This is a genomic window from Sphingobacterium sp. UBA3519, from assembly GCF_002377215.1.
GTDB classification, from domain to species: domain Bacteria; phylum Bacteroidota; class Bacteroidia; order Sphingobacteriales; family Sphingobacteriaceae; genus Sphingobacterium; species Sphingobacterium multivorum.
The window spans coordinates 159,080-177,552 of sequence record NZ_DFPI01000024.1; the positions used below are offsets into that span (position 1 = coordinate 159,080).

Here is an 18,473-nt window from a genome sequence, read left to right on the forward strand (position 1 = left end):
ACCAACTGCTCCACCCCGCAATATATTTTTGAACAAAATTGCTTTTTTCTTTTGAAAAAACAAGATTATGATCCTTCCGAATTGGAGTACAAAGATATATTTTGTTTCTTTGTAATCCTAATAAAATTTAGAAAAATGTCACATAAAGCAGGATTCGTAAGTATCATCGGAAAGCCAAATGCTGGTAAGTCCACCCTAATGAACGCTTTAGTGGGTGAAAAAATGTCTATCATTACACCCAAAGCGCAAACGACAAGACACCGCATTATCGGTATTGTAAACGATGAAGACCATCAAATTGTGTTTTCGGACACCCCTGGTGTTATCAAACCAAACTATTCTTTGCAAGAATCGATGATGAATTTTGTCCAAGGATCGTTGATCGATGCAGACATTATTTTATTTGTGACAGATATCCACGAAAAATACGATGAGAACGATGTCCTGGAGAAATTGCGTAAAACAAATTCCCCTGTTGCCGTGCTTATCAACAAAATTGATAAATCTTCGGAAGAAGAGGTCAAGGCTAAGATTGAATTTTGGCAGGAAAAATTAAATCCGGATACCGTTTTTGCGATTTCAGCAAAATTAAATCATAATGTTGCTGCCGTGATGCACTACATTAAGGATAAATTACCTATTCACGAAGCCTATTATGAAAAGGATGAGTTAACGGATAAATCCATGCGTTTTTTTGTCTCTGAGATGATTCGTGAAAAAGTATTCAAACTATACGATAAAGAGATTCCCTACAGTACAGAAGTAATCGTTACATCTTACAAAGAAGAAGCAAATATCACACGTATTGCTGCCGAAATTATTGTTGAGCGCGACTCTCAAAAAAACATTATCATTGGAAAAGCAGGAGCCATGATCAAAAAAGTCGGCACCTATGCGCGCCAGGATATTGAAGAGTTTATCGACGGAAAAGTATTTCTCGAGCTTTTTGTTAAGGTAATTCCTGACTGGAGAAGTAAAAAGAACTACCTTAAACGTTTCGGGTACGACGATTAATCCGCATTGAAGAGTTCGTACAGAGATCTTTTTATACCGACCTCCCCTACACGAATTGTTCTTCTTGTAAATTTTTACTTTGCAAAATATTCACGAAGTGCTTTAATCTGTTTCAGATTAAGCACTTTTTTTAGCTCTTCATCTGAGGCTTCCTTCGCTTTTTTCACCGATTTAAATTCAGTTAATACTTTCTCAACGGTTGTTTTACCTATGCCCGGAACGTTTTCCAGCTCTGAAACGAAGGTCTTCCGGCTCCGTTGATTCCTGTGGAAAGTGATTCCGAAGCGGTGTGCCTCATCCCGAAGATGTTGAATGACCTTGAGGGTTTCAGATTTTTTATCTAAATAAAGTGGATATTGATCACCTGGATAGAATAGCTCCTCCAGTCTTTTGGCAATACCGATGACGGTTACTTTTCGCTCTATCCCCAACAAGCGCAGGCTCTTTAAGGCTGCGCCTAGCTGCCCTTTTCCGCCATCGATAATGATCAACTGCGGCAAAGGTTGATCTTCATCCAATAATCGCCTATAGCGTCTAAAAACAGCTTCCTCCATCGTGGCAAAATCGTTGGGTCCCTCAACTGTTTTCACATTAAAGTGACGGTAATCTTTCTTCGAAGGTTTTGCATCCTTAAAGACAACAATAGCCGATACAGGATAATTCCCCTGAATATTCGAGTTATCAAAACATTCGATATGCTGAGGGAGCACATTCATACGAAGATCTTTTTGCATCTGTTTTAAGATGCGCTCGGTCCGAATATCAGGATTAAGCTTTTCATATTGCAACAGACGCTCTTTTCTAAAAAATGCCACGTTCTTTTGAGACAACTCCAGCAATTTTTTCTTTTCGCCCAGCTTCGGAATCGTAAATCGAATCCGTTCGTTCTCTTCAATATCTAATTCAAAGGGTACGATAATTTCTCGCGAAAGGCTTTTGAAGCGTTCCCGAATCTCCGGTATGGCCAAGGCCAAAAGCTCCTGTTCACTCTCATCCAAACGCCGCTTCATTTCGAGCGTCTGTGTCTGAATAATAACACCATTCATGACTTTCAGATAATTGACAAAAGCGTAGCCCTCGTCTGAAGCAATACTAAATACATCCACATTTGTAATGGATGAGTTGACCACTGTAGACTTGCTTTGGTAATTGTCCAGCTTATCCAGCTTCGCCTTAATTAACTGCGCTCTTTCAAAATCCAGAGCTGCTGCTGCGGTAGCAATACTCTCCTTTAAACGATTGGTCACCACAGCAATCTTTCCGTTCAGAATATCCTTGATATCACTCAGGTTCTGATCATAGTCGTCTTCGGACTGATACCCTTCACAGGGCCCCTTACAATTTCCAATTTGATATTCGAGACAGATCTTAAACTTGCCTTTCCGTATATTTTCCTGTGTTAGGGCCAAATTGCAGGTACGGAGGGGAAACAATTCACGGATCAGATCCAATACAATATGCATCATCCCCACCGAAGGATAGGGCCCATAATAACGGGATCCATCCTTGATATATTGTCGGGTCCAAAAAACCCGCGGAAAAGGTTCGTTCTTGATGACAATCCATGGATAGGTTTTATCATCCTTCAACAGAACATTATACTTGGGCTTGTGTTTTTTGATCAATGAATTCTCAAGCAACCACGCATCAATCTCCGTGTCAACGATAGTAAAAGATATACGGTTGATCTTCCGAACCAAAACACGGGTTTTGCCATTCAGCTGATTTTCATTAACGAAATACGAACCGACCCGGTTACGCAAATCCTTCGCTTTACCGATATAGATCAGTTCGTTATTTTTATCAAAATACTGATAGACTCCCGGTCGATGCGGTATCTTCTTTAATTCTTCTCTATAGTCAAATACGTCCATTATGTTCCAATATCAAACACCTTCAGCAAAAAAGCCAGACAACAAATCTCGAAAAAATTTATTGTCTGGCCCAATGGTATTCGTTAAAATAACTTAGAAACCTAAGCGATCATCTTTTAGTTTAGTCGCATCTTTGCCACTTGAATCCGTAGACCCATCTTCGACATCAGAGCCACCACCGCCCCAATACTGATTACAGTCAATGACACGGGTAAGCCCTCCCTGAGGTTGCTCAAAATCACCTTTGGTATACTTCAAATTTGAATCTTTATACACTTTCTGCATGTAGTAAGCGAATACTGGCATCGCTGCTGCAGCCCCCTGTCCGTACTCCATCCTGTCGAAACTAATGCCTCGATCTTCTGCACCAGTCCAAACACCCGTAACCAGTTCCGGTGTAATACCAATAAACCAGGCATCAGAGTTATCGTTGGTTGTACCTGTTTTACCGCCAATTGGATTTGTGAGCTTATACATCCATTGAATACGTCTCGCCGTACCCTGGGATACCACCTTTTTCAACATATCAACAATAATATAAGCGGATTCACTATTTAAGGCTTTTACGACCTTTGGTGCTTTATCATAGATCGGTGTACCATTTTTATCTTCAATCCGTAAGATCGCTGTTGGCTCAATCCAAGTTCCTTGATTCACAAATGCCGAATAAGCACCCACCATATCAAAGACCGACGCTTCATAAGCACCTAATGAGATCGATGGATAATTAGGCACATCACTTGTTATACCCATCCGTTTTGTCAATGCAGCTACTTCCGCAGCACCAACTTCGTGCACCAGATAGGCCGTTGCATAGTTTTGCGAATAAGCCAATGCTTTCGCTAAGGTAATCGGGTTTCCACCTTGTGCATTTCCTCTTGGTGTCCATCCGTTATAAGTTTGTTGGTAATTGGGAATACTGTAACATGGGGAATAACCATTGTCAATCGCCACCGCGTACGTAAATGGTTTCGCTGTTGATCCGACTTGACGCGTACCCATTTTTACCTGATCATATTTGAAATGGTCAAAGTCAATACCTCCAACCCAGGCTTTGATATGTCCGGTCTTCGGCTCCATAGACATCATCGCATTGCGCAACATGAGTTTATTGTACTTAATGGAGTCCATTGGCGTCATCATCGTATCAACACTTCCCTTCCATGTAAATATATTCATCGGAACCTTGACATTGAAGGCCTTTTTTATCTCGTCTTCATTCAAGCCCTCTTCTTTCAAAATACGGTAACGGTCAGAGCGCTTCATTCCGCTAACGAGCAGCTTGGCTTTATCCCCTTTAAAAGGATCCCTATTTTTCCATTGCGCGGCAAATTTAGACTGCAGTTGCTTCATCCACTCTTTTTGCGAATCCTCTGCATATTGCTGCATAGACATATTGATCGTCGTATAGATTTTCAATCCATCACGATCGAGGTCATAAGGTGTGCCATCTGGTTTGGTGATGGACAATTTTGCAAATTCCTTTTTTATTTCATCCTTTAATACCGCTCTAAAATATGGCGCCAAACCCTCACCGTAATTTGCGATCTTAAGTTCTAAACCAAGTGGTTTTTCTTTTGCTTTTGTAGCCTCCTCAGCCGAAATAAAATTTGCGGCAACCATATTATTCAACACCGTATTACGGCGTTTCATTGCATTTTGAGGATAACGTACAGGAGAATATACGCCAGGTCCTTTCAGCATCCCCACCAAAAGGGCTGCTTGATCAGCTGTCAATTTATCCGGAGTCGTATTAAAATAAGTCCGCGCTGCAGATTTGATTCCGTATGTATTGTAAGCACCAAAGTCTACCGTGTTAAAATACATGGTAATAATCTCATCTTTGGTATAATTTCTTTCCAAGCGAACAGCTGTAATCCATTCCTGAAATTTCTGGATGACACGCTTTAGAAAATTCTTTTGCCGTCCATCCGAAAATAGATTAAGTGCCAGCTGCTGTGTAATTGTACTTCCCCCCTGTTTGTTACCGGTCAGCGTGTGAAAGATAACTGTAAATGTACGTAAGTAGTCTATACCAGAGTGATCATAAAAGCGTTTATCCTCTGTCGAAACCAATGCTTTGACCAAATAAGGAGACAATTCGCTATACTTTACATTGGAGCGGTTTTGGACATAATAGGTTCCCAATACCTTATGATCTTCCGTGATAACTTCGGAAGCTAAATTACTTTTGGGGTTTTCCAAATCACTGAAGGAGGGTAATTTTCCAAATACGCCAAGACGTATACTCAATATAAAAAGGAAACCTATCGCGACGATCCCGACGATAATTTTCCAAAAATTGATCGTATACCGCTTGACATCAGCCTCAGTAAGTTGATTTTTTTTTGATACTCGTTTCATCTATTTACTAAATTTCAGACGTAAATATTATTCATTTTAAAGACCGCAATGCATAGCCCATTTTTCCAGCCACAGTCGTGTTTTGCAAACTTGGATACGGCATTATTTCGATCTTTAAAGACTTCAATTAAGACATTAATGCTCACTCTATCAGATAGTGTGCCAAGAATCCCTACTTTGGCAAAGGTATTACTAATTGGGCCAAAAGCAAGAATTTAAACGCGAAAATATTGAGGCGAACTACGCGCGTTCAATCAAACAAACCGCATAGGCAACCACCCCTTCCTGACGACCGATAAATCCCATCGTTTCATTTGTTGTTGCTTTAATAGAGATGTCGTCGATATCCAACCCCGTTGCTTCAGCCAGTTTAACTTTCATTTGTGGAATATAGGGTTTGATCTTAGGAGCTTCCAGACACAGCATCGCATCAATATTGCCAAGCGTATATCCCTTCGCAGCAATCAGCGCCATACATTCTTTTAACAATAATAAGCTACTAATGCCTTTCCAGCGCATATCTGTATTTGGAAAGTGATAGCCAATATCTTCTAAATTGGCGGCGCCCAAAATGGCATCACATATCGCATGGACCAACACATCGGCATCAGAATGCCCAAAGGCACCAGCATGATGCTCCAATTGCACTCCACCAACAATAAATGGATGACCTTCTTTCATCTGATGGACATCAAATCCAAATCCTACCTTAATTTTCATGACACGAATTATATACAATAAAATACAGCCAATGTATGCTATTTGATAACCTAACCTATGAGGTATAGATCACACCCGATTTATCTTCGCGGAAATCTCCTGGTATGAATAGCTAAAAACAATGACAGATTACTGCGAAGATAACAATTCGCAGCTACATTTACCGCGACAAAAGGTTTCCAGTAGGTAGCGCAACGAAAATCATTGCAATAACGGTTCGACCGGATGAAAAAAAAGACGCATAAAAAAAGGCTATCCTTGAGAATAGCCTTTTTTTATATTATTGTCTGTTTGTTTTTCGAAACGCTTCGAAAAGTAAAGCTTACGCTTCTACTTCTTCGGGCGCAAACTGATCATACACTTCTCCAAAAGCATCGTAGTCCTGATCGCCATTAGGCTCAAAAACCTGAATATCCTTTGAGCGAGCAAAATCAACTATTTCAGTGTTGACATTTTCGTCAGCGACAACCACCATATCGGTAAAATGCAAAGCACCTTTGTAGATCGCCTCATAACTACCATCACCGTACACCTGCGCATCTGCGGCTTTAAAGGAACCTTCTGGCGCCATTTCAGCATACTTCGTACCTAATGTACCTTTAAATTCTTCATTGAACAAAGAGTACATCACTTTTGCATCCTTGAATGTAGGATCGTCTTTATAAGTTGTCTTCACGTAAGCCGGTACCAAAGCAGAGAACCATCCATGACAGTGTACTACATCAGGGGACCATCCTAATTTCTTCACAGTTTCCAACGCTCCTTTACAGAAGAACACCGAACGCTCATTATTGTCTGCAAAGAATTCGCCATGCTCATCACTAAAAACTTTTTTACGCTGAAAGTAGTCTTCATTATCCAAGAAATACACCTGCATACGGGCCGCAGGTAATGAAGCAACTTTAATAATTAGCGGATTATCATTATTATCCACAACAATGTTCAAGCCTGAAAGACGAATAACCTCATGTAATCTATTTCTACGCTCATTGATATTCCCAAAACGCGGCATTAAGATCCGGATCTCAAAACCCTTTTCTTGCATCGCTTGCGGAAGTTGACGTGTAATTTCAGAAATTTTAGTTAATTCGAGGAAAGGCGACATCTCGTGAGTAATAAACAATATCTTCGTTTTTGCCATCTCCAGTTATTTTTATTTATTATTTTCGAACAGTAAAATCGGTCTACAAAGGTACGAAAAAAATACTTACTATGCAATTTACTATTAATCATCGTTTTATATTCCCAAAATATTATGCACCTTTGCCAACAAAAAACTAAATAGCAAAGTGGAAATTTTCAAAACGAAAGCATCTCTCCAAGCATACCTGCAAGAAGCCCGATCAACAGGTCAAAAAATCGCCCTAATCCCTACGATGGGCGCTTTACATGAAGGACATTTATCCTTATTAAATTATGCAAAACCAATCAGTGATATTCGTGTTTGCAGCATTTTTGTTAACCCCACACAATTTAACGATCCGAAAGATCTCGAAAAATATCCACGGCCCATCGAAAACGACATCAAATTACTGGAATCCGTCGATTGTGACATTCTTTTCTTACCAAGCGTTGATGAGATGTACCCCGATAAAAATGAGGTCTGGCATCTCGATCTTGGCGAACTGGACCAAATTTGGGAAGGTGAAAAACGCCCTGGCCATTTCCAAGGTGTCACCCAGGTGGTCTATAAATTATTTACATTGGTACAACCGGATATTGCTTGTTTCGGACAAAAAGATTTTCAGCAGGTCATGGTTATTAAACGCATGATAGCCATGAAGGATCTCGCGATTCAATTGGCGATATGTCCTATCATTAGGGATCAAGGCGGCCTAGCACTGAGCTCTAGAAACGCGCGCTTAAGTGAAGCTGGGAAAAGAACGGCTTTGGCACTCTCCCGTTCGCTGCAATATGTAAAAGATCATATACAGGACGCTATCCCGCTAGCGGAAATAAAAGACAGAGCCTTACAGATTTTAACAGACACCGATGGGCTTAGCGTTGAATACTTTGCGCTATGTGAAAGTTCAACATTAAAAGAAGTCAACCACATCGATTTCAGCAAGCAGCATGTCGCACTTGTTACTGCCTGGGTTGAAGGTGTCCGTTTGATTGATAATATGATTCTGAATAATTTGTCAAATTAATTGACAAATCTTTCAAATTCAGCAGAAAGCCCTACCTTTGCGCCATGGTAATAGAAGTAATGAAATCCAAGATTCACCGCGTTAAAGTCACACAAGCGGAATTGAATTATGTGGGTAGTATCACAATAGATGAAGATTTGATGGATGCCGCAAATATCATCGCTAACGAGAAAGTTCAAATCGTAAACAACAATAATGGAGCCCGTCTTGAAACATATGTCATCCCAGGTCAACGTGGATCAGGTATTATCTGTTTGAATGGTGCTGCGGCTCGCCTGGTTCAAGTTGGCGATATCGTCATCATTATTTCCTACGCGAACATGGACTTTGAAGAAGCTAAGCAGTTTAAACCTTCCGTTGTATTTCCAGACGACAACAATCATCTGATTAAATAATCAGGAAGCAAGTTAAGCTTAGTATATAGCTAATTCATATTTTTTTAATGAGTAGATCACGAATACTCACAAAATAAAATCGTATTTTTGAAGCGTTACCCTAAAAAGTAGCGCTTTTTTATGTACCGAAAAACAACAAAATCCCCACGTCAGCTTATCGCATTATGCCAATTGGTATTAATGTCGCTGATTATTATTTCGGGTGTTGTTTTTATGCACAAGGAGGTAAAATCAACCGGTGAAATTGTCATGCACACCCACCCTTATGATTTTACAAAAAAACAAAAGCCGCAAGAAACAGATGACCAGATCGAATACCTCAATGTCATCTATCACAATACCTACGTACAAACCGAATTTACCGTCCTTGAACTTCCTATTCCGCGTGAAGTAAAAGAAGAGCATTATAATTCATTTTGTCCGGAGGCGATTACCACAACGATCGATCATTACCACTTACGTGGTCCCCCCAGCTTAGCATAAACCAAAAATCAAAGATTTCGAGGGCCTGTCCCTGGTTCCATAACGATCAAACGAACTTGGTGCAAACAAGTAAGAGATTACGTATGTGCTAAATCGCTTGGCTCCAGAACGACAGCATGAAATACCGCTATCAATATATCATCTTTGATACCATTTTTATTTGCCTCTTCTTTGAGAATTGTCCCTGTTACAATAGCGAACTTTCGCTGAATACTGTTACGATGGTTTCAGTGAGCTCATCGGCATACATTACCTTGTCGGAAACAAGCTATTACCCTGCTTCCGATAAGACGCAATGCCTTGAACGCCGTTCATAACGAGGAACAGACCATGCTATACTAGGCCTGTATTTTTAAAATTTTCATAAAATTACGATGCTAAAGCAATACACTTTACTGGCCACATTACTGGCTGGTACATCCACTATATACGCCCAGTCAAAACTTGAAGGCTACTTATTCAACAAAAACCATGAGGCGGTTCCTTCTGGTACACTGACTTTAAAAAACAGCAAGCTCGCCACTACATCCGATCCAAATGGGTACTTTAAGCTATCCGCCATACCAACGCAAAAAGTAACCTTAAATATATCGGCAGTGGGCTATCGCTCCTTCAGCAAAGTCATCTCTTTAGACACGTTGAAGTCGCCTTTGCAAATTCAACTGGAAGAAGACAACCTCAATTTGGATGAGGTCGTTGTTTCGGCTACACGCTATGGCGTCAAACGTAAGGACGCCCCCGTGGTTGTCAATGTCATAGGGCCTAAATTATTTAATGCGACACAATCTGTTGCCATGTCGGAAACATTGAATTATCAGCCGGGTGTACGGGTAGAAAACAATTGCCAGAATTGCGGCTTTTCACAAGTCCGCCTGAATGGCCTCGAAGGCCCCTATTCACAAATATTGATCAACAGTAGGGCGGTATTTTCCGCGCTAAATAGCGTATATGGATTGGATCAGATTCCAACAAGTATGATCGATCGTATTGAGGTTGTTCGAAGCGGAGGTTCGGCATTATTTGGTGCCAATGCGATCGCTGGAACAATCAATATTATTACAAAAGATCCCGTAGAAAACGACTGGCAAGTAAAATCCACCAATTCACTCATTGGCGGCAAAAGCTGGGATAATACTGTAGATTTTAATACCTCCACCGTTTCGGAAGACCTCAAAAGAGGAGCTACATTCTACGGTATGCACCGTAATCGTGAAGCTTACGATGCAAATGGCGATGGTTTTTCGGAAATAACCAAACTTCGTAACACCACGTTCGGCACAAAACTATTTTACAAACCGAGTGACCTGGATAAGATAACGGTTGATTTTAGTACCGTAAATGAGTTCCGCCGCGGTGGTGATCAACTCGATAAAGTACCGCACCTGACGCAGATCACCGAGCAGTTGGAAACCAGTTCGCTTGTTGGCGGAATCACATACGATCACTATTCCACAGATTATAAGCAAAAAATGTCGTTGTATGGCTCTGTACAGAAAACTGTTCGCGACAGCTACTATGGCGGTCTTGGGGGCGGAACAACCCTTGCGGACAGCACATTAGCAGCAAATGCCTATGGAAAAACAAATGATATTGCGCTAGTTGCTGGGGGACAATATACCTACAATTTTGAAAGAGATGTATTTACGGCCGGAGTGGAGTTTTCATACAACAATACCCAGGATGAAATACCAGGGTATAAACGAATCATTGATCAGCAGAATAAAGGACTAGGCAGTTATGCTCAATACGAATGGAAGCCTTTAAGCAATTTTAAAACGTTAATCGGAGCGCGATACGATTACACCTATGTTGACGGTAAATATAGTCTCGCAGGTATAAACCGAAACTCAGATCAGCGCTTCGGCACCTTTAGCCCACGGTTGACCATCTTATACGATATCACAAAAGACCTTCAATTTCGAGGAGGCTATGCACGGGGTTTCCGTGCACCACAAGCATTTAATGAGGACATGCACGTCACTTCCATTGGCGGAAACCAAGTATTTGTATTGATCGGTGAAAATCTGAAAACCGAATACTCCAATGCCTATACAGGTTCTTTTAGCTACAATAAAAATTTTGGAAATGTACAAACAAGTTTGCTCGTGGAAGGATTTTACACGGATCTAAACAATCAGTTTGTCAACGTCATGGCGTCTGAAAAAGATGGATTGATTATCCAGGAAATGCAAAATGGTGAAGGAGCCCGGGTGTACGGTTCCAATATTGAAATCAATATCGCGCCATCCTCCTGGTTTTCTTTCCAAACCGGTGGGACGATCCAGCGCTCACGCTATAAGAAAGACCAACTCATCTATACAGGAAAAGAAGACGGGCAGGACATCCTCACCAAGAAATATGTCCGTACGCCAAATATCTATGGTTATATGAATAGCAACCTGAAAGCGACCAAACAATTTGCGATCGATCTGACGGGCGTGTACACGGGAAAAATGATTGTTCCACATATCCAACATGATGTAATGACCCTTAAAAATGCCCGGGACTTCGTGGAATTAAATCTCCGCTTAGGGTATACCTTTCCAATACATAAAGATTTCAGCATCGAAATTTTTGGGGGTGTACAAAACATGTTCAATGCTTTTCAGAAGGACTTCGACAAGGGAGCGCTACGTGATTCAGATTATATCTACGGTCCAACACGCCCTCGAACTTTTACATTTGGCCTTCGTGTTGGTCATTTTCATTAAGACAAATTTGGGATATGAAGCATTTCCAAAATATATATGTGCTATTGATACTATTCTTTTATCCGCTCTGTTCTCAAGGACAGGAGCGGATAAATTGGATTGATTTTGCACAACTGGATTCACTCCTGAATGTTTCTCCGCGCGAAACGCTCCTCTTTATTCATACGGATTGGTGCAGCTATTGCCGGAAAATGGAACAGGAAATCTTTACAAAAAAGGAGATTGTCCGTTTAATCAATGAGCGCTATTACGCCGTTCATTTAGATGCAGAATCTATCCAAGACATTTCTTTTGACCAAAGTATATGGAGGCCCTTAAGCAAAAGAAAGAAAACAGGACAATACCATCCTTTAGCTTTGCAATTGCTACAAGGAAGAAAAATGATCTTCCCAACTCTCCTACGTTTTGACAGTGAATTTCGCCTAAAAAGTATACGACAAAAATACCTGAACTCAAAGGAGTTAGCCGTTTTTTTAGAATAATTTAACATTTACTTGTAGCGAACTCCATTATTCCTGCGTTTTGGATTTTATAATTAATACACACTTTAAGAAATTATGAAAAATATCACGAAATTATTAATGGCGTTTTTGTGTCTGGGGGTTCTTTTTACGGCTTGTAATAAAGATAATATCGATTATGATGCATTGAATAGACAACAAATAGAAGCTGCTAGAAAAGAAAAAGCACGCAGGGATTCCCTATTAAGAATACAAGCACCTCTTTTAGAGCAATACGCCAAAACCAAATGGAAAGAAAATGCACGGTTTTCCGACTCTACAGGAATCTGGTACAAAGTAGAGCTTGCAACAGATAACTCAACACCATATAGTTATACAGGAAGTATCGGCTATTATGGTCCACAAGCAAACGCGTGGTCTGCAACCTTAAACTTCAAAGGCGAACTGATGGATGGAACTGTGTTCGACAAAAATACAGATGGTGTTCCTAAAGTTTATGACGACATTCGCGTTGCCATAAAAACTTATGGCCAAGCATGGGTGCAAGCATTTATTCCTACCATTATTAATATCCAAGGTCAAGATGTAAGATTTGAAGGTTTATTACAAAAAGGATTGCAAAAAGGAGACAAAATAAGCTTTATTGCTCCTTCTTACTATTCTTTTGATCAAGTAGAATATACAACAGGAAGCGAAAAGGTAACTGTTCCTAAAAATACACCAGTAGTATACACCATCGACCTAAAAGCTGTTGGTGCTGTTAAATAAAAAATAAAAACAATGCATTCATCGAAGCCGTTCTCCTAGTGAGAATGGCTTTTTTGTAAGTACACGTTCAGAAGTGTAAATTAATGTATCAAAATGTTAATTGTTATAGCGAAAACCTTTAACGAAGAAAAAATAATATACATTTGCAAAGCTACTTTCATAAGAAAATAGCTTTTCCTTGAAAAACCAAAAAAAAATATAATGAAAAAACTGTTATCACCACTATTCATGGGAATTGCAGCAATCGCTTTCCTTATTATCAGCTGTAACAAAAGCGACGATGCGCCGGTTTATGATGCGAATGCACAATTTAAAACGGATTCTGTAACACTTAAAAATTACGTTAGCCAAAATTACCCTGATGCGCAATACAACAGCGAAACAGGAATTTGGTATGAAATTCTTGCCGAAGGAACAGGGAACTATGAATATAAAGTGGTTGACACATTAAATGGCAAATACTTAAAATTTAAACCGACTGTAAAATACGTTGGAAAATTATTGAGTGGAAGTGTATTTGATCAAACTGATACTGCCAAAGAATTTGAAATCATCACAAACACAGGCTATCAATATCCATTTTACAGCACCATTATTCCTGCTTGGACCTTCGCATTTGCTCCGCAAAAAATCGGTGACATGAAATTAGGTGGCTTAACGGAAAAAGGTCTACAAAAGGGCAGTAAAATTCACATCATGGCACCTTCCCTTTATGGATACCAAAACCAGGCTGTGGGAACTATTCCGGCAAACTCGCCATTGGATTTTGTGATTGAAGTAACGGATATCAAATAATTATAGCTTCTCTTGAAGCAATAAAGCATAAAAGCTCCTAAAATGACATCATTATAGGAGCTTTTTAGTTCAATGAGGTTTTCAACAATTAATGTGTTTATTGTACGATAGTTTTATATGCTAGCAAAATTATCCAAAACTTAAAAGTAAGATAGATCTTAAAACTGATATTTTCATATCAACTTATACCTAATAACAATTTTCAATCGCTTTTTAAACAGTGATCAGTCATTGATCATTCAGTCTACACTGAGCAATCACTGAACAAGCACTGAACAATCACTGAATAAGCACTGTCAAAAGAGTTAATTTGATCACTATCTGATCCTAATTTGCCGCTAAAAAATAAAAGAGAAAAAAAGTAGAAGCTATACTTACGTAACAAAAAGATCGCTGTTGTGCGACAATAGTATGATCCATAAACAATACCTTAAATTAATTAAACAAAGAAGGAAATTGAAACACGACTTGAAACAGGTGTCTAGAAAAAATAAAAGCTCGAAGTGGGGAACTCCGAGCTTTACCTAACCAATTATTAACCTAAATTATGAAAAGTTCTTTATATATTATTTTTAAATATCTTTCGTTTCTTTTGATATATCAAAGGTACTACAGATCTGCTTTCATGTCAAGAAATTTAACAGCATTTAACGTTGTTAAAATTATGTTAAAACAATTTAGCACATTCAATACCGTCCCGCGTTGTAAAAAACATACATCTAAAACGATAGCAGCTCAACAGATCGGCTCACCATGGACTCACTGTGCATTCATTCCACTTACAGGCCATAGCTGGTAATACGATGTTCTTCAATTGATCGGAAGATAATTTAGCGCTTTTATTCGACCAAGGGCGGTCTGAGTATCAAAAAAAAGAAATAAATTTGTGAGAAGATCCGACATCAATTGGTATCTTATTTAGTTAGACGATTAATAGCATATGAAAATAGCTTTAGCACAATTGAATTACCATATCGGTAATTTTGAAGCAAATACTAAAAAAATAATTAGCGCGATCCAACAGGCCAAAGAAGCAACGGCCGATCTTATTATTTTCGCCGAACTCGCAATTGGTGGTTATCCTGCCAAGGATCTTTTGCGGAGTAAGGCCTTTAAACGTCAATGCGATGAAGCTATTCATCAAATTGCTGCTCATTGTCAGGATATCGCCTGTATCATCGGAGCCCCAGTAAAAAACAGTGATCCTGAGGGCAAAGAGCTTTATAATACCGCTGTATTTATTGAGCATGGGGCAGTCCGAAACATTGTTAAAAAAGGCCTTTTGCCCGATTACGATGTATTTGATGAATATCGTTATTTTGAACCCAGCAGACGTTTTGATTGTATCGAGTTGAACGGCGTAAAAATCGCCTTAACCATATGTGAAGATTTGTGGGATGATGACGAAGGGGGCAACTCTTACGTTGGTGACCCCATGGCAGAGCTGAGAAAAGAAAATCCAGACCTCCTCATCAATATTGCGGCATCCCCTTTTTCCTATACCCATTTTGATGAACGGATCAAGGTCCTCAGCCAACAGGTAAAAAAGTCTGGCAGACCGCTAATTTATGTCAATCAAATTGGCGCTCACATGGATATTATCTTTGACGGCCGCTCAATCGCCCTGAATAATGAAGGAACAAAAATTGCTGAACTAAAAAGCTTTGAAGAAGATCTTCAATTTGTCACCTATCATCAACAAAATATAACCTCCACCACAGCATCTTCGAAAGAGTCTATTGCTGAGATGGCTCTTATACATGATGCATTGATCCTCGGGCTACGTGATTATTTTCAAAAATCTGGTTTCAAGAAGGCGGTTTTAGGTTTGTCCGGTGGGCTAGATTCGGCCTTAGTTGCTGCTTTGGCCTGCGAGGCCCTGGGTGCCGATAATGTATTAGCCATACTGATGCCATCGGTCTACTCTTCCGACCATTCGATAAAAGATGCGATGGATCTTGTCAACAATACCGGTTGCAAACATTATATCGTTCCGATCAAAGATATTGCCAATGCCTTCGAACATAGTTTAGCTCCTCTTTTTGAAGGGCTGCAGCCAGATACGACTGAAGAGAATATTCAAGCGCGCGCACGTGCGGTAATTCTGATGGCCGCTTCCAATAAATTCGGCAATATTTTACTCAATACATCCAACAAAAGTGAGGCTGCTGTAGGATATGGTACACTCTATGGTGATATGGCAGGTTCCATCTCTGTAATCGGTGATGTTTACAAATCCAAAGCCTATGATTTAGCGCGCTATATCAATCGAGAAAGGGAGATCATTCCAGTCAATACCATTGAAAAAGCGCCTTCTGCGGAACTTCGGCCAGATCAAAAAGATTCGGACTCGCTGCCGGAATACGATCTATTGGATCAAATCCTCTTTGAACTCATCGAAAATGAGAAAGCGGGATCTGAGGTTGTAGCAATGGGCTTTGAAAAATCGTTAGTAGAAAGGGTATGTAAATTGGTTAATAATGCGGAATTCAAACGTTTTCAAGCTCCTCCCATCCTGCGTATTAGTCCAAAAGCTTTTGGTCCAGGAAGGCAGATTCCGTTGGTGGCAAAATATCCCTATTAATTTTACAATTCGGATTAAACCATATTTATAGTTTTTTGTCTAAAGTAATAGATTGTAAAATCAAAAAGGATGGCAGCATCCCAGACGATAAAAAAACAATTGCCATAAAGACCGTCAACTGTACTATTTTTTACAATTGAAAGGTATGCGGATAAAGAATAAGAACAAATTAGTTAAATTAATATAAGTTCCATATAGGCCATGAACCATCATGAGTGTGGTTGTCCAATGCAGCGACAGAATACTCATGGTAGATTCATCACAGTTGATAAATAAATTACTACGATGAAAAAGATTCTATTATTTTTGGTGCTTTGCGTTGCACTCGCATCATGTTCGTCTTATCAATACAATACCACTCGGGTAGAAAAGATGGATTTTACTCCTTTCAAGACGTATGCTTGGTTACCTCCGGTAGACTCGCTTTCGAAGTCTTATTTTGACAACGATATCGCCAAAGCTAATATCCTGGATGCCGCGAATACTGCGCTGGAGGCAAAGGGCCTACAATATTCTAAAGATAATCCTGATTTACTATTTCGGTATATTACCATTGTCAACAATAAAAGCCGTTTGATCTATGGCGGCGGCGGTTATTACGGATGGGGTGGCCCCTGGGGTTGGTACCGTCCATGGTTTTCACCTTATTACTATGGCGGCGGCTATTACCCAGTTGCAAAAGAACGCTATCGTTACGGCCATTTGATTATCGAAGCCATCGATCGTAAAACAAACGCAGTGATTTGGCAGGCTCGTGGTTCTGGCGATGTTGATAACCCCGAAAAAGCAATTAATAACATCAGCAAGGTTGCAAAAGGTGTTATTGACCTGTTTCCTGTAAAAACTATAAAGAAATAAGAATAAAGGAGCTGCTTCTTTGATTATTGCATCATAATACGCAAAGAACTAGAAAATATTTATCAAAAAAACAGGCTAATCAGCGCGATTAGCCTGTTTTTTTTGCCTATACAGAAGGCCTAAGTTTTAAATAGAATGGGACTTCAACACGATCCTTGGATTTACTTCGGATCAATTCGGCAGCCAATCGCCCCATCATTTCAAAATCGGTCGATATCGTCGTAATACCATTCAATATAAATTTTTTCAATGGTGTTTCATTATAGGATATAACCCCAACATCCATCCCGATGACTAACTTTTTCTGTATAATCTTATTCAGTAACTTAACGAGATCATCTTCAATAATGTTGATGTAGCAAGTCCCCTTTACAACCTTTTCACGATGGAGGTCGGCAACCAATTCGTGATCAAATGCATATTGCTGACAGAATTTATAAAATCCTTTAATAATAGCTTTTGGAAAATCGCTATGATCTGGAAAGACCAATTTGAGCATCTGATATTTACTTAATGACTCGTTAGCCTCCTCCAGGGCACTATAGATATCCTGTTCATAATTTTCATAAACAGCTGGAAATTCACCCGGTACATCCTCAATAAAGCGACCCAATAACATGAGTTTTTCTGCCGGAATTTTTCGGATGATATCCGGAGCTTTATCCCGTCCTTCTTTGAAATGCGGAAATAGCACGTAATGATCATACGTCTTGGTCAAACTTCCAAGCAACGTATTCAGATAAGAAAGATCCGAGTTGTATACAAATAAATCCAAATTGGCATAATCACCCAACTCACGCGCAAAGGAGTCATAGACAATTTTTTTATGTGTGCTGAGCTTATTTAAAAAGAGCGCGATCTTTACCTTGGACTGCACATCTATTTTATTGATATAATAACCTTTCCCCGGATTAGATGCGATAATTTCCTGCTGTTTTAGATAACGGTATGCTTTCTCCACCGTATCGCGTGAAATATCAAGATAACCGCTCAGCTCGTTAATAGAAGGCAACATATCATCTTTCGATAAAATTTCATTTTTAACGGCATCAACAATTGTATTGGCTAACTGCAGATACTTGGGCGTAGCAGAAAAGTCACTTATTTCAAGTATTTTTAAAAATTGAGCTATTGCATTGGTCATATTCATAGCTTGAACATCTACATGGTAAATACGCTAAAAACTTTATACGTTACAACTGGTCTTATTTCCTCTCGGAGAATACATACTAAGATACTTTATATAAATCAAAAAATAGGAATGATGTTGCTTTAACTATCCTGCCCTTACCTGCA

General features: G+C 39.6%; 15 protein-coding genes. 10 read left to right on the forward strand and 5 right to left on the reverse strand.

Features of this window, described 5'->3' with window-relative positions:
- Nucleotides 1–135: 135 nt before the first annotated feature.
- Nucleotides 136–1,014 carry a GTPase Era gene (era, locus tag B3297_RS13295; protein WP_070570335.1) on the forward strand — a complete coding sequence of 293 codons (879 nt, stop codon included), beginning with the start codon at nt 136–138 and terminating at the stop codon, nt 1,012–1,014.
- A gap of 74 nt (nt 1,015–1,088) precedes the next feature.
- Here the strand turns inward: era and uvrC are convergent, their stop codons facing one another.
- From uvrC to B3297_RS13315, 4 genes are all read right to left on the reverse strand, one after another.
- Nucleotides 1,089–2,888 (reverse strand): excinuclease ABC subunit UvrC, encoded by a 1,800-nt coding sequence (gene uvrC, locus B3297_RS13300; protein ID WP_070570103.1) that lies wholly within the window; start codon nt 2,886–2,888, stop codon nt 1,089–1,091.
- Between the two features lie 93 nt (nt 2,889–2,981).
- Entirely contained in the window at nt 2,982–5,252 is a 2,271-nt protein-coding gene (locus B3297_RS13305; RefSeq protein ID WP_286779011.1) for a penicillin-binding protein 1A, read from the reverse strand.
- Between the two features lie 240 nt (nt 5,253–5,492).
- Nucleotides 5,493–5,972, reverse strand: a complete 480-nt coding sequence (gene ispF, locus B3297_RS13310) for a 2-C-methyl-D-erythritol 2,4-cyclodiphosphate synthase (protein ID WP_070570337.1) — start codon at nt 5,970–5,972, stop codon at nt 5,493–5,495.
- Between the two features lie 322 nt (nt 5,973–6,294).
- Entirely contained in the window at nt 6,295–7,113 is an 819-nt protein-coding gene (locus tag B3297_RS13315) for a glycogen/starch synthase (RefSeq protein WP_070570107.1), read from the reverse strand.
- Between the two features lie 148 nt (nt 7,114–7,261).
- Between B3297_RS13315 and panC the strand changes: the two genes are divergently transcribed.
- The 9 genes from panC (at nt 7,262) to B3297_RS13360 (ending at nt 17,177) form a co-directional block, all read left to right on the forward strand.
- Nucleotides 7,262–8,122, forward strand: a complete 861-nt coding sequence (panC, locus tag B3297_RS13320; protein ID WP_286779012.1) for a pantoate--beta-alanine ligase — start codon at nt 7,262–7,264, stop codon at nt 8,120–8,122.
- A gap of 44 nt (nt 8,123–8,166) precedes the next feature.
- The gene (panD, locus tag B3297_RS13325; protein ID WP_070570112.1) at nt 8,167–8,517 is read left to right on the forward strand and encodes an aspartate 1-decarboxylase; all 351 of its coding nucleotides are present in this window, start codon (nt 8,167–8,169) and stop codon (nt 8,515–8,517) included.
- Nucleotides 8,518–8,637: 120 nt separating this feature from the next.
- Nucleotides 8,638–9,000 carry a hypothetical protein gene (locus B3297_RS13330; RefSeq protein ID WP_070570114.1) on the forward strand — a complete coding sequence of 121 codons (363 nt, stop codon included), beginning with the start codon at nt 8,638–8,640 and terminating at the stop codon, nt 8,998–9,000.
- Nucleotides 9,001–9,374: 374 nt separating this feature from the next.
- On the forward strand, nt 9,375–11,711 hold the full coding sequence (locus B3297_RS13335) for a TonB-dependent receptor (protein WP_286779013.1): 2,337 nt from the start codon (nt 9,375–9,377) through the stop codon (nt 11,709–11,711).
- A 14-nt stretch (nt 11,712–11,725) separates the two neighbouring features.
- Nucleotides 11,726–12,193, forward strand: coding sequence for a thioredoxin family protein (locus B3297_RS13340; protein ID WP_286779014.1), 468 nt, complete (start codon nt 11,726–11,728; stop codon nt 12,191–12,193).
- 75 nt (nt 12,194–12,268) lie between these two features.
- Entirely contained in the window at nt 12,269–12,940 is a 672-nt protein-coding gene (locus B3297_RS13345) for a hypothetical protein (RefSeq protein ID WP_088163058.1), read from the forward strand.
- Between the two features lie 201 nt (nt 12,941–13,141).
- Nucleotides 13,142–13,735, forward strand: a complete 594-nt coding sequence (locus B3297_RS13350; protein ID WP_088163059.1) for an FKBP-type peptidyl-prolyl cis-trans isomerase — start codon at nt 13,142–13,144, stop codon at nt 13,733–13,735.
- A 940-nt stretch (nt 13,736–14,675) separates the two neighbouring features.
- Complete coding sequence (locus B3297_RS13355) at nt 14,676–16,319, forward strand: NAD+ synthase (RefSeq protein WP_286779015.1); 1,644 nt, start codon at nt 14,676–14,678, stop codon at nt 16,317–16,319.
- Nucleotides 16,320–16,604: 285 nt separating this feature from the next.
- The gene (locus B3297_RS13360; RefSeq protein WP_046672038.1) at nt 16,605–17,177 is read left to right on the forward strand and encodes a DUF4136 domain-containing protein; all 573 of its coding nucleotides are present in this window, start codon (nt 16,605–16,607) and stop codon (nt 17,175–17,177) included.
- Between the two features lie 106 nt (nt 17,178–17,283).
- On the opposite strand, the gene B3297_RS13365 is transcribed toward B3297_RS13360, so the two are convergent.
- Nucleotides 17,284–18,327 carry a GntR family transcriptional regulator gene (locus B3297_RS13365; RefSeq protein WP_312352209.1) on the reverse strand — a complete coding sequence of 348 codons (1,044 nt, stop codon included), beginning with the start codon at nt 18,325–18,327 and terminating at the stop codon, nt 17,284–17,286.
- Between the last annotated feature and the right edge of the window lie 146 nt (nt 18,328–18,473).

What these genes read in the sequence shown, in the direction of transcription:
- B3297_RS13365 (WP_312352209.1), bottom strand. Translation starts at nt 18,327, where the DNA reads ATGAATATGACCAATGCAATAGCTCAATTTTTAAAAATACTTGAAATA.
- B3297_RS13350 (WP_088163059.1), top strand. Translation starts at nt 13,142, where the DNA reads ATGAAAAAACTGTTATCACCACTATTCATGGGAATTGCAGCAATCGCT.
- panD (WP_070570112.1), top strand. Translation starts at nt 8,167, where the DNA reads ATGGTAATAGAAGTAATGAAATCCAAGATTCACCGCGTTAAAGTCACA.
- B3297_RS13355 (WP_286779015.1), top strand. Translation starts at nt 14,676, where the DNA reads ATGAAAATAGCTTTAGCACAATTGAATTACCATATCGGTAATTTTGAA.
- B3297_RS13315 (WP_070570107.1), bottom strand. Translation starts at nt 7,113, where the DNA reads ATGGCAAAAACGAAGATATTGTTTATTACTCACGAGATGTCGCCTTTC.
- ispF (WP_070570337.1), bottom strand. Translation starts at nt 5,972, where the DNA reads ATGAAAATTAAGGTAGGATTTGGATTTGATGTCCATCAGATGAAAGAA.
- B3297_RS13340 (WP_286779014.1), top strand. Translation starts at nt 11,726, where the DNA reads ATGAAGCATTTCCAAAATATATATGTGCTATTGATACTATTCTTTTAT.
- B3297_RS13335 (WP_286779013.1), top strand. Translation starts at nt 9,375, where the DNA reads ATGCTAAAGCAATACACTTTACTGGCCACATTACTGGCTGGTACATCC.
- era (WP_070570335.1), top strand. Translation starts at nt 136, where the DNA reads ATGTCACATAAAGCAGGATTCGTAAGTATCATCGGAAAGCCAAATGCT.
- B3297_RS13360 (WP_046672038.1), top strand. Translation starts at nt 16,605, where the DNA reads ATGAAAAAGATTCTATTATTTTTGGTGCTTTGCGTTGCACTCGCATCA.
- B3297_RS13305 (WP_286779011.1), bottom strand. Translation starts at nt 5,252, where the DNA reads ATGAAACGAGTATCAAAAAAAAATCAACTTACTGAGGCTGATGTCAAG.
- uvrC (WP_070570103.1), bottom strand. Translation starts at nt 2,888, where the DNA reads ATGGACGTATTTGACTATAGAGAAGAATTAAAGAAGATACCGCATCGA.
- B3297_RS13345 (WP_088163058.1), top strand. Translation starts at nt 12,269, where the DNA reads ATGAAAAATATCACGAAATTATTAATGGCGTTTTTGTGTCTGGGGGTT.
- B3297_RS13330 (WP_070570114.1), top strand. Translation starts at nt 8,638, where the DNA reads ATGTACCGAAAAACAACAAAATCCCCACGTCAGCTTATCGCATTATGC.